This is a genomic window from Arenimonas sp. (assembly GCF_019459675.1).
Classification (GTDB): Bacteria; Pseudomonadota; Gammaproteobacteria; order Xanthomonadales; family Xanthomonadaceae; genus Arenimonas.
In genome coordinates this window covers 1-10,767 of the sequence record NZ_JAIBFH010000452.1, presented here as the reverse complement: position 1 = coordinate 10,767, position 10,767 = coordinate 1, and the positions used below count along the sequence as shown (strand labels likewise).

Sequence of the window (10,767 nt, the reverse complement as noted above, 5' to 3'; positions counted from 1 at the left end):
GCACGCCTTCGAATTCGTGGACTACCGGCGCATGGCGCCGGCGGCCCGCTGAGGCTCAGGGCAGCACGGCCGCCGCTTCGTAGCGGGCCAGCGCCGCCAGCTTGAGCTCCAGCCCCAGGTACTTGAGCGCTTTTGCCTGCGACACGGCCCGGCTCATCCGGCCATGGGTGCGGTCGAACAGGCGGGCTTCGTCGGCGGCGATGGCCAGCGCGTCGCTGGCCAGGTCCTCGGCGTCGTCCTCGTCCATGGCGTCGGTGGCGGCGGCCAGTGCGGCGAAGTTCTCGCGGCGGCGGGTGGCCAGTTCGGCCAGCCCCGCCTGGTGTTCGTCGTAGATGGGCCAGAATCCAGCCTCTTCGGCCGGCGTCATGTTCATCTGGCGGGCGATGAAGATCTGTTTGCCCGGCGCCAGCGCCGCGCGGAGCTCGTTCATCCGGGCCTGGCCGCCGTCACCGGCGGACTGGGCGAAGGCGGGGCCGGTCAGCCCCAGGGTCAGTAGCAGCGCGATCATCAGTCGAAACATGGGGTCAGCCTCCTTGAAGTCAGGAATTCGAGGATACCCCGGTCGGACCGAGGGTCGGCACTAAACCCGGGCTCGCTCAGTCGTCGCCGCGCTGGGTCGCGTCGGGCGGGTCGCGTCCGGCCACCTGGTGCAGGCGCAGCTCGGGCCCCAGCTGCATGGCGGTGAGCTTGCCGCCCCAGACCGCACCGGTGTCGATGCCGTACACGCCCAGGCCCATGAACAGGCCCAGCGTGGACCAGTGCCCGAACACCACCGGCAGCTCCCGCGGCGCGTGGCCGGGAACTTCGAACCAAGGGTACATGCCGGGCTTCTGCGTGCCCGGGCGGCCCTTGTCCTCGAAGCCGATGCGGCCTGCGGGCGTGCAGTAGCGCATGCGGGTAAAGACATTGATGATCGCGCGGTGGCGGTCTACGCCGTTGAGCTTGGGCGACCAGGCCGGCTTGTCGCCGTACATGTTCTTGGCCAGCTTGAAGAAGCCATCGCCCTGCAGTTTTTCCTCGACCTCGCGGGCGCGGGCCTCGGCCAGGGTCAGGGTCCATTTCGGCGCCAGCCCCGCATGCACCATCGCGAAACCGAGGGTGCGGTCGACGTGGAAAAGCTTCTGCCGGCGCAGCCAGCTGATCAGGATCTCGCCGTCTTCGGCGAACAGCACGCGCTGCAGGTCTGCGTTGACTTTGCGCTGGTCGGCCTCGCGCCGGGTGGAAATGGCCAACAGCGACAGGTCGTGGTTGCCCAGCACCACGGTGCTGTGGATGGCCAGCGAGTGGATCAGCCGCAGTGTTTCCAGCGACTGCCCGCCGCGGTTGACCAGGTCGCCGCAGAACCACAGCCGGTCCTGCGCGGGATCGAAGCGGATTTTTTCCAGAAGCCGCTGCAGTGAGTCGTAGCAGCCCTGGACGTCGCCGATCGCGTAGGTGGCCACGTCAGTGCAGGGTCCGCGGGATGGAAAGGGTGAAGGGGTCGATCATCGCGTCGAAGGCGGTGCCGTCTTCGGCCACCATCTGGTAGCTGCCGCGCATGGTGCCCAGCGCGGTTTCCAGCACGGTGCCCGAGGTGTACTCGAAATGCTGGCCGGGCTGCAGCCAGGGCTGTTCCCCGACCACGCCGTCGCCGCGCACTTCCTGCACCTTGCCGTTGGCGTCGGTGATCACCCAGTGGCGGCTGACCAGCTGCGCGGCCACTTCGCCCAGGTTGTGGATGCGGATGGTGTAGGCGAACACATAGCGGTCGTCCCCGGGGATGGACTGGTCCTCGAGGTAGCGCGTGGTGACGATCACCTGGATGGCGTGCAGCGGCGTTCCCATGCCCGGCATTCTACGCGGACGCGCCGCCAACGGTCAGTGAACCCAGGTGCGCGGCCAGCTGCACGAACTCCGACACCTGCAGCTGCTCGGCGCGCGCGTCGGGGCGCAGGCCGGCGGCTTCGATGTCGGCACCGCTGCAGGTGAGCTGCAGCGCATTGCGCAGGGTCTTTCGGCGCTGGCCGAAGGCTTCGCGCACCACGCGCTCGAACAGCACGCGGTCGGCGATGCCGATCTGGTCGGCGGGCTTGGGCACCAGCCGCACCACGGACGAGTCCACCTTCGGCGGCGGCCGGAACGAGGCCGGCGGCACGTCGAACAGCGACGTGACGGTGCAATAAGCCTGCAGCATCACGCTCAGGCGGCCGTACACCTTGCTGCCCGGCTCGGAGGCCATGCGGTCCACCACTTCCTTCTGCAGCATGAAGTGCATGTCCAGCACCGCGTCGGCGTGGTCCAGCGCATGGAACAGGATGGGCGAAGAGATGTTGTAGGGCAGGTTGCCCACCAGGCGCAGCGGGCCTTCGTCGCCAGCCAGCTTGCTGAAATCCACCTGCAGCACGTCCTTGTGGATGATGGTCAGCTGGCCCACGCCTTCGGCCGCTTCCATCAGCGGCGTGATCAGGTCGCGGTCGAACTCGATCACCGTCAGCTCGCCGTGCTTGCGCAGCAGCGGGAAGGTGATGGCGCCCTGGCCGGGGCCGATCTCGACCAGCCGGTCGCCCGGCTTGGGATTCACCGCCCGCACGATCTGGTCGATGATGCTGCGGTCGGTGAGGAAGTGCTGGCCGAGGTTTTTCTTGGGCGGCGCCTTGAAGCTGCTCATGCTGGTTTCCTGCGTGCGCCGAGTTGGGCGCACAGATCGGCGGCGGCGAAAAGGCTGGACGGGTCGGCCACGCCACGGCCCGCCAGTTCCAGCGCGGTGCCATGGTCCACGGCCACGCGTGGGTAGGGCAGGCCCAGGGTGATGTTCACCGCGTTCTCGAAGCCGGAGTGTTTGAGCACCGGCAAACCCTGGTCGTGGTACATGGCCAGCACGACGTCGAAGCCGGCAAGCTTTTGCGGCAGGAAGGCGGTGTCGGCGGGCAGTGGGCCGATGAGGTCCATGCCCTGTGCGCGTAGCGCCTGCATCGCGGGAATCAGGGTGTCGATTTCTTCAAAGCCCAGATGGCCGTCTTCGCCGGCATGAGGGTTCAGGCCCAGCACGGCGATGCGCGGCGCGGCCAGGCCGAAGTCGCGCACCAGCGCCGCGTGCAGCACCTGCAGGGTGCGCGTGAGTCCGGCCGCCGTGATGGCGTCGGCCACCGCGCGCAGCGGCAGATGCGTGGTGGCCAGGGCCACCCGCAGGGTCGGGTTGGCCAGCATCATCACCACGTCGGTACCGGCCTGTGCCGCCAGCAATTCAGTGGTGCCGGAGTAGGGAATGCCGCCGTCGTTGATCGAAGCTTTGTGCACCGGCCCGGTCACCAGGCCCTGGCACTCACCCGACAGGCAGGCGGCGCCGGCTTCGTGCAGTGCCCGCACCACGGCGGCCGCATTTTCAGGGTCGGCATGGCCGAAGCGGGTGGGGCGTGGCTGCGGCACGGGGTGCAGCGCCAGTTCGCCGGGCCCACAGGGCTGGTGCGGGTCGCGCAGCCGCAGCGTCATGCCGATGGCGGCGGCGGCGGCCAGCAGGGCGTCCGGATCGGCATAGGCCACCAGGTTGGCGGCGCAGCCGCGGTGCGCCAGGCGCACGCACAGCTCGGGACCGATGCCGGCCGGCTCACCAGGAACCAGGGCCAGCCGCGGACGCATCGGGATCAGGAGGCCGCGGCGGGTGCCGCCAGCCTGCTGTCGAAATACGCTTCCGAACGAAGCTGGCGCAGGTAGCGTTCGAACTCTTCCTCGGCCTTGCGCTGGGCGATGATCTCGCGGGCCTGGTTGCGGCGGTTCTGTTCGGTAACGTCCTGTTCGCGAGTGCCCAGGCGCCGGACGATGTGCCAGCCCACCTCGCTCTGGAAAGGCTGCGACAGCTGGCCGTCGGCCAGCGACTGCAGCTGGTTGCCGATGGCGTTGCCCCAGGCGTTGACGGCGAACCAGCCCATGTCGCCGCCGTCGGCGCGCGTCAGGGTGTCGTCGGAGTCGGCGCGCGCCACGGTGGCGAAGTCCTCGCCCGCCGCCAGCCTGGCGTGCAGCGCCTCGACCTTCTGGCGCGCCGCTTCGGCGGGCACGGTCGGGGTGACGCGCACCAGCACGCCCTGGGCGTTGAATTCGGTGATGGTCTGCCGGCCGGCGTCGCGGGTTTCCACCAGCTGCAGGATCTGGAAGCCATTGGGACCGCGCACCGGCTCGGTGATGTCGCCGGGCTGCATGGACTGCAGCATGCCGGCGAAGGCCGGCGGGATGGCGTCGAACGCGCGCCAGCCGATGTCGCCGCCTTCCAGGGCATTCTGCGCATCGGAATAGCGGATGGCCGCCGCGCTGAAGGTCAGCTCGCCCTTGGCGATGACGTCACGCACGCCGGAGATCTTCTGCTGTGCGGTGGCGATCTGTTCGGCGGTGGCGCCGTCGGGCACGGCCACGACGATGTTGGCCAGCCGGATTTCCGGGCCGCCCACTTCGCGCACGGCAAGCAGCTGGTCGATCTCGGCCTCGCTGACCTGCACGCGCGACTGGATGTAGCGCTGGCGCAGGCGCTCGATGGTCATTTCTTCGCGCAGCGAGACGCGGAACTCGTCGTAGCCCAGGCCATCGGCCACCAGGCGCTGGCGCAGCTGGTCCATGGTGAGGCGGTTGCGCGAGGCGACGCTCTGGGCGGCCTGCTCAAGCTCGGCGTCGCTGACGCGGATGCCGGTTTCCTGGGCGCGCGAGAGCTGCAGGCGCATCAGCACCAGGCGGTCAAGCACCTGGCGCTCGAGCACGTCGCGCGGCGGCAGCTGCTCGGGCTGGCTGGCGTACTGGCCGAGGATGGTGTTGACGGCGCGGTCGAGCTCGCTGCGCAGGATGACGTCCTCGTCGACCACGGCAACGATGGCGTCCACCGGGACGGTGTCCTGGGCGCGGGCCGTGGCCGGCAGCACGGACGACAGGGCAAGCAGGCCAGCCAGGGCGGCGGAAACGGCGATTTTCATGGGGTTCGTGGCTCCGGCGCCGAGGCCGGCGCCATGGGTTCAACGGGAATAATCAAGGATAGCATCATCAAGCAAACGGGCCGTGTTGCGGCCCAGTCCGCCAAGGCCGTTCAGCTCCAGCTCAAGATAAATGCCCGTGGTGCGGTCACCGCCGAATTCACGGATGTACTGCCTACCCAACAGCCGCACAGCGACGCAGCAGCTCTTCCATTCGAAGCCGGCGAGCGCCTCCAGGGTCTGGTTGTCGCGCAGGGAATAGTTCCAGCGGCCCATCAGGCGCCAGTTCTGGTTGATCGGCAGCGCGAAGGACACGTCGGTCTGTTCGAGCAGGTCGGCGCGATACCGGTAGGCGCCGTTGACCAGGCCGCCGTTGCCAAAGCGCCACTGGCTGCGAACGGCCGACAGCACCGTGCGTTCGGTGTCCGGGTCCCACTGCTGGGCCAGGCCCAGCGACCAGCGCGAACTCAGGGCGATGTTGGCTTCGGCCACCCAGGCCGAGCCGTTGTCCGCCAGCGGTGGCGCGCCCGGGACGGTGACCCGCGGCGCGTCGAAGTAGTGGATGCGGCCAATGCTGCCGCTGACCAGCTCCCGGCCATCGGCGGCGTCCAGGATGCGGCTGGTGAGGGCCAGCGTGACCTGGTCGGCATCGCCCTGGCGGTCGGCGCCGGAAAAGCGGTTGTCGCGGAACAGGCCCGGCCAGCCGAAGGTCAGCGGCTGGGTGTCGAACAGGGGCAGGTCGTCCTGGTCGCGGTAGGGCACCCGCAGGTAATAAAGGCGCGGCTCGAGCGTCTGCAGCAGGCTGCGCTCGCTCCACTGGAAGTCGCGCTCCAGGAAGGCGCCGGCGTCCAGGCTCATCACCGGCACGCTGCGGCTGGGGCTGGCGTCGCCACCCGGCGGCACCAGCGAATCTTCCAGCGAATAGGCGGTGTAGCGCCAGGCGATCTCGGGCGTGAGGAACCACGCCGCGCCGCCGAACGGCAGCCGCACGAAGGGCTTGATGTCCACGCGCTCGCCGCCGTCCAGGGTTTCATGCTGGAAACGCACCGCCTCGGCGGTGGCACCCAGTTCGAACCAGGGCGCGAACGGGCGGGCCCACGCGGCCTGCGCCGCGGGCAGGCGGCGGTAGGGTTCGGTGCCCGGGATCACGATGGGGTTGGCGATCTGCCACGATTGCGCCGACAGGCTGGCCGTCCAGCCCAGGCCACGCCCGTAGAAACCGGCGTCGCTGGCCAGCAGCGGCACCGACGACGTGGCGAGCGAGTCACCGAAATCCTCGAAATAGCGGTCGTCGCTGACGTGGTTGAGGTTGGCACTGGCGTACCACTGCGGGCCCAGCGACGTGCGGTGCTGGAAGCTGGCCAGGCCGCGGTCGCGCCCGGTGACGTCGTCGTCGGGCAGCCAGTTGACGTCCAGCACGCCGATGCTGCCCGGCGTGAGGTAGCGGAACTCGCCGCCCAGCATCAGCCCGCGCTTGGAAAGCCAGCGCGGCCTGAGGGTGGCGTCATAGTTCGGGGCCAGGTTGAGGTAGACCGGCTGTTCGTACTCAAAGCCGTTGCGGTCGTCGCGTCCCAGCGTGGGTGCCAGCAGGCCGGTGCGCCGACGGTCGTCGGTGGGAAAGCGTACGTAGGGCAGCCACAGCACGGGGACGCCGCCCAGGCGGAGGGTGGCGTTGCGCGCGGTGCCGACGGCGTTTTCCTGGTCCACGTCGATACGGCTGGCGGTGAATTCCCACTGCCGCTGGCCTGGCGGGCAGGTGGAGTAGGTGCCGGCCTGCATCGTGCCGGTCTTGCCGACCAGGGTCAGGCTTTCGGCGGTGCCGTTGCCCAGGTTCTGGTTGAACTGGTAGCGCACGTTCTGCAGCCGCATCAGGTCGGCTTTCTGGTCGCCCTCGGCCCGGTCGGCGGTGAAGCGCAGGCCGTCGTCCTGGTACTTCACCGGGCCGTCGGTGTGGAAACGCTCGCTTTCATGCAGGTACGTCAATTGGTCCGTACCCAGCCACTGGTCGCCCCGCAGTAGTTCGACGTTGCCCGAAAGCACGGTGGTGTCGCGCTGGCTGATGTCGATGCTTTCGCCGTTGACGTCGGTGGGCAGCAGCGTGCCGTCGGCGGGCGACACGGCGTTCGACAGCGGCCGGAACATCGGCAGGGTCTGCGCATCCGGGCAAAGTTCCCAGGTGGCCGGGGCGGCTTGCTGGGCGTGGGCCCCGCGGGCGTGCGCGGCGCAGGCAATGGCCAGGCACAGGGGAAGCAGGCGAAGGGCTGGACGGTGCACGGAGGCATCCCGGGAAAAGACACGATAGCTTGGCCCATGGCGCCAAGCGGGGCAACACGAACCCACCGCTCAGCCCACCAGGCCTTCCAGGTGGGCGACGCTGCAGGCGCGCAGTGCGGTCAGGCTGTAGCCACCTTCCAGCAGCGACACCAGCCGGCCATCGGCGTGGCGCCGCGCCAGTGCGGCGAGTTCAGCGCTCAGCCAGCGGTAGTCGCCGGCTTCCAGCACCAGGTCGGCCAGCGGGTCGAGGCGATGGCCGTCGAAGCCCGCCGACACCAGCACCAGCTGCGGGCGGAAGGCCTCGATGCGCGGCAGCAGGATCTCGCGCCAAGCGTGCCGGAAGGCTTCGCTGCCGGCGCCGGGCGCCAGCGGTGCGTTGGCCAGGTTGCCCACGCCGACCTCGTCGGGCTGGCCTGAATTGGGGTACAGCGGTGACTGGTGCGAGCTGGCGTACATGACGCGCTCGTCTCTGGCGAAGATGTCCTGGCTGCCGTTGCCATGGTGCACATCGAAGTCGACGATCACCACCCGCTGAAGACCATGCTGGTAAACGGCGTGGGCCGCCGCCACCGCCACCGAGTTGAACAGGCAAAAGCCCATGGCCACCGCACCGGTGGAGTGGTGGCCCGGCGGGCGCACGGCGCAGAAGGCCTGGGTGTGTTCAGACGCCATCACGGCGTCCACGGCGGCGATGCCGGCCCCGGCGGCACGCAGCGCCGCTTCGGGCGAGTCCAGCGACATCGCCGTGTCCTCGTCCAGGCGCAGGCGGCCATCGATGGGCGTGTCCAGCAGGCGCTCGACCAGGTCGCGGGTGTGCACCCGCAGCAGTGCATCGCGTGACGCCCGCGGCGCCTCGCGCCAGGGCAGCAGGGGGAAGGCGGCACGAACCGCGTGCAGCACCGCTTCCAGCCTGGCCGGGCACTCGGGATGCCCGGCTCCGGCATCGTGCGCCAGGCAGGCGGGATGGGTATAAAGCAGCACCTTCAGACTTTCCGGCGCTCGTGGTTCCAGATCACTTCACCGTGGCCGCTGGCGCGGGCCAGCACGCGGGCCAGCACGAACAGCAGGTCGGACAGGCGGTTGAGGTAGCGGATGGCTTCGGGGCGAACTGCGTCGTGGTGCGACAGCGTGACCGATTCGCGCGCGGCGCGCCGGCAGATGGTGCGCGCCAGGTGGCACTGCGCCGCGGCCATGCCACCACCGGGCAGGATGAAGTCCTTCAGCGGCGGCAGGTCGGCGTTGAAGTCGTCCAGCTGGTCTTCCAGGCGCTGGATGTCGGTATCGAAGATGGCCGCGTGGCCGGGGATGCAAAGCTCGCCGCCCAGGTCGAACATCTGGTGCTGCACCGACACCAGCACCGTGCGAACGGCGTCGGGGATGTCGCAGGCCAGCACCATGCCAATGGCCGAGTTGGCCTCGTCCACGGTGCCATAGGCGGTGACCCGCGCCGAGTCTTTGGAAACCCGTGAGCCGTCGCCGAGTCCGGTGCTGCCGTCATCGCCAGTGCGGGTGTAGATCTTCGACAGTCGGTTGCCCATGGCGATCTCAGGAGTGGGTGGTGTCCGCCGCGCGCCGCTCGGGCCGCAGCAGCGGTGCGAGCGCGACATGTACAACGGCCGCCAGCGCGACATAGATGCCGGCCGTGCGCAGGTAGGGCAGGAACCAGTCGGCGTAGTTGCGGGCCCAGCCGGCGACGGTGGGGTCGGCCACGGTGTCGCTGAGCCAGTAGAAACCGCCCTGCGCAAACAGATGGCAGGCCGCCACGCCGGCGAACACCGACACCAGCAGCAGGCCCAGCGCGTTCACGGGGCTGATGCGGTGATGGCGGCGCAGCAGGCTGCCGGCCAGCCACATGGACAGGTGGGCGGGCACCAGGAACCAGTAGCCCGGCGACATGCAGTAGTGGCTCCAGAAGCTCTGGCCGGTGCCGGTGATCACCGCATAGTCCACGGCCACCGCGATGGCCATCAGGGCGGGGAACGCCCAGCGCACGCTGCCGCGCAGATAGAAGCCGGCGATGAAGAACACTGCCCAGGACGCGTCGGGGATGGCGCCGAAATGATTCATGCGGGTCGCGGCCATGAGTGCGGCGAGCCCGACGAAGATGGCGGCGCGCGAACGAAGGTCCAGGGTCATGGGGGCGGCTTCACGTGAGGTCAGGATTTCATTTTAGCGGAACTGTGGCCCCAGCGGGCCATGCGTGGCCGTCATCCGCCACCGGCGTATCATGGCGCCATGGCTCCAGAAGACGGCTTCGATCACGACATCCTCATCCTCGGTGGCGGCCTGGTGGGCAGCTCCCTGGCCTGCGCGCTCGACGGCAGCCCTTGGCGCGTGGCCCAGGTGGAAGCAAGTCAAGCGCAGGAAGGCGCCCCGGGATTCGACGAACGCAAGCTGGCCTTGGCCCTCGCCAGTCTGAACGCGCTGCAGGCTCTGGACGTGCTGCCCCGGCTGGCCACGGCGCCAACGCCGATCCGTCGCATCCACGTCAGCCGTGCCGGCGACTTGGGCGCGGTGCGCCTGGCCGCGGCCGATCACGGCCGTGAAGCCTTCGGTGGTGTCGTGCTGGCGCGCGAGCTGGGCCTGGCGCTGGAGTCCAGGCTGGCTTCGGCAGCGGGACTGGTGCGCTACCGGCCCGCCAAGGTGCTGACGGTGCAGCCGCACGCCGACGGCCCGGTGGTGGAACTGGAGCAGGCCGGCGAGATCCGTCGCCTGCGCACGCGCCTGCTGGTGGCGGCCGACGGCACGCGGTCGATGGCCCGCGACGCCTTCGGCATCGGCACGGATGAACACGACTACGGCCAGACCCTGGTGGTGTGCAGCATCGCCGCCGACCGGGTGCCGGACGGCACCGCGTACGAGCGATTCACGGATGACGGCCCGGTGGCGCTGCTGCCGATGGCCGGGGGTCACTACGGGGCCATCTGCGGCGTGGCGCGCGAGGATGCCGCGCGCGTGCTGGCCTTGGATGACAGCGACTATCTCGACTATTTCCAGCGCCGCTTCGGCTGGCGCGCCGGCCGCCTGCTGCGCGCCGGCACACGCAGCGGCTACCCGATCATGCGCCGCGTGGCCGCGCAGACAACCTCGCTGCGCTGCGTGCTGATGGGCAATGCTGCCCAGACCATCCATCCGATCGGCGCGCAGGGTTTCAACCTGGGCCTGCGTGATGCGCTGACGCTGGCCGAGGTGCTGGCGGGCGACGATCCCGGAGCGCCCGCGCTGCTGACCGACTACGCTGCCCGGCGCCGCGAAGACCGCGAGCGGACGCTGGCTTTCAGCGACGGCATGGCGCGCGCCACGGCGAACGGGTCTTTCCCCATGCACGTGCTGCGTTCACTGGGGCTGCTGGCCCTGGGCCACGTGCCCGGCCTGGCCGCTCCGTTGGTGTCGGGTGCGATGGGCTTCCGGGGCCAGGTGCCGGCGCTGTCGCGGGGCCCCGCATGAGTCGGCCCGAGCAACGGGACCAGGTGGTGGTGGGTGCCGGCGAGGTACGGCCCGCCCCCCCCCAGGCCCCGCCCCCCCGCCCGCACCCGCCGGGGCGGGGTGAGACCCCCGCCCCCCC

At 69.8% G+C, this 10,767-nt stretch carries 11 protein-coding genes; 1 reads left to right on the top strand and 10 read right to left on the bottom strand.

Annotated elements, in window-relative coordinates:
- Window positions 1-55: 55 nt before the first annotated feature.
- The 10 genes from K0M70_RS14995 to K0M70_RS14950 all read right to left on the bottom strand — a co-directional run bounded on the left by K0M70_RS14995 (window position 56) and on the right by K0M70_RS14950 (window position 9,338).
- Window positions 56-520, bottom strand: a complete 465-nt coding sequence (locus K0M70_RS14995; protein ID WP_290783310.1) for a hypothetical protein — start codon at window positions 518-520, stop codon at window positions 56-58.
- Between the two features lie 76 nt (window positions 521-596).
- Window positions 597-1,442 (bottom strand): symmetrical bis(5'-nucleosyl)-tetraphosphatase, encoded by an 846-nt coding sequence (locus K0M70_RS14990; protein ID WP_290783308.1) that lies wholly within the window; start codon window positions 1,440-1,442, stop codon window positions 597-599.
- A gap of 1 nt (window position 1,443) precedes the next feature.
- Complete coding sequence (gene apaG, locus K0M70_RS14985; protein ID WP_290783306.1) at window positions 1,444-1,824, bottom strand: Co2+/Mg2+ efflux protein ApaG; 381 nt, start codon at window positions 1,822-1,824, stop codon at window positions 1,444-1,446.
- 10 nt (window positions 1,825-1,834) lie between these two features.
- Window positions 1,835-2,647 (bottom strand): 16S rRNA (adenine(1518)-N(6)/adenine(1519)-N(6))-dimethyltransferase RsmA, encoded by an 813-nt coding sequence (gene rsmA, locus K0M70_RS14980; protein ID WP_290783304.1) that lies wholly within the window; start codon window positions 2,645-2,647, stop codon window positions 1,835-1,837.
- The gene (pdxA, locus tag K0M70_RS14975; RefSeq protein WP_290783302.1) at window positions 2,644-3,615 is read right to left on the bottom strand and encodes a 4-hydroxythreonine-4-phosphate dehydrogenase PdxA; all 972 of its coding nucleotides are present in this window, start codon (window positions 3,613-3,615) and stop codon (window positions 2,644-2,646) included. Before pdxA ends, rsmA begins: the two co-directional genes overlap by 4 nt.
- Window positions 3,616-3,620: 5 nt before the next feature.
- The gene (locus K0M70_RS14970; protein ID WP_290783299.1) at window positions 3,621-4,931 is read right to left on the bottom strand and encodes a peptidylprolyl isomerase; all 1,311 of its coding nucleotides are present in this window, start codon (window positions 4,929-4,931) and stop codon (window positions 3,621-3,623) included.
- Between the two features lie 39 nt (window positions 4,932-4,970).
- Window positions 4,971-7,202, bottom strand: coding sequence for an LPS assembly protein LptD (lptD, locus tag K0M70_RS14965; protein WP_290783297.1), 2,232 nt, complete (start codon window positions 7,200-7,202; stop codon window positions 4,971-4,973).
- A gap of 69 nt (window positions 7,203-7,271) precedes the next feature.
- The gene (locus K0M70_RS14960) at window positions 7,272-8,183 is read right to left on the bottom strand and encodes a histone deacetylase family protein (protein ID WP_290783296.1); all 912 of its coding nucleotides are present in this window, start codon (window positions 8,181-8,183) and stop codon (window positions 7,272-7,274) included.
- Window positions 8,184-8,185: 2 nt separating this feature from the next.
- On the bottom strand, window positions 8,186-8,740 hold the full coding sequence (locus K0M70_RS14955; RefSeq protein WP_290783294.1) for a cob(I)yrinic acid a,c-diamide adenosyltransferase: 555 nt from the start codon (window positions 8,738-8,740) through the stop codon (window positions 8,186-8,188).
- 7 nt (window positions 8,741-8,747) lie between these two features.
- On the bottom strand, window positions 8,748-9,338 hold the full coding sequence (locus K0M70_RS14950) for a hypothetical protein (protein WP_290783292.1): 591 nt from the start codon (window positions 9,336-9,338) through the stop codon (window positions 8,748-8,750).
- Window positions 9,339-9,437: 99 nt separating this feature from the next.
- Here K0M70_RS14950 and ubiH point away from each other — a divergent pair, with 99 nt between their 5' ends.
- The gene (ubiH, locus tag K0M70_RS14945) at window positions 9,438-10,649 is read left to right on the top strand and encodes a 2-octaprenyl-6-methoxyphenyl hydroxylase (RefSeq protein ID WP_290783291.1); all 1,212 of its coding nucleotides are present in this window, start codon (window positions 9,438-9,440) and stop codon (window positions 10,647-10,649) included.
- Window positions 10,650-10,767: the final 118 nt, after the last annotated feature.

Coding starts and splice junctions, on each gene's coding strand:
- K0M70_RS14995 (WP_290783310.1), bottom strand. CDS start 520: ATGTTTCGACTGATGATCGCGCTGCTACTGACCCTGGGGCTGACCGGC.
- rsmA (WP_290783304.1), bottom strand. CDS start 2,647: ATGAGCAGCTTCAAGGCGCCGCCCAAGAAAAACCTCGGCCAGCACTTC.
- ubiH (WP_290783291.1), top strand. CDS start 9,438: ATGGCTCCAGAAGACGGCTTCGATCACGACATCCTCATCCTCGGTGGC.
- K0M70_RS14955 (WP_290783294.1), bottom strand. CDS start 8,740: ATGGGCAACCGACTGTCGAAGATCTACACCCGCACTGGCGATGACGGC.
- pdxA (WP_290783302.1), bottom strand. CDS start 3,615: ATGCGTCCGCGGCTGGCCCTGGTTCCTGGTGAGCCGGCCGGCATCGGT.
- K0M70_RS14970 (WP_290783299.1), bottom strand. CDS start 4,931: ATGAAAATCGCCGTTTCCGCCGCCCTGGCTGGCCTGCTTGCCCTGTCG.
- K0M70_RS14950 (WP_290783292.1), bottom strand. CDS start 9,338: ATGACCCTGGACCTTCGTTCGCGCGCCGCCATCTTCGTCGGGCTCGCC.
- apaG (WP_290783306.1), bottom strand. CDS start 1,824: ATGGGAACGCCGCTGCACGCCATCCAGGTGATCGTCACCACGCGCTAC.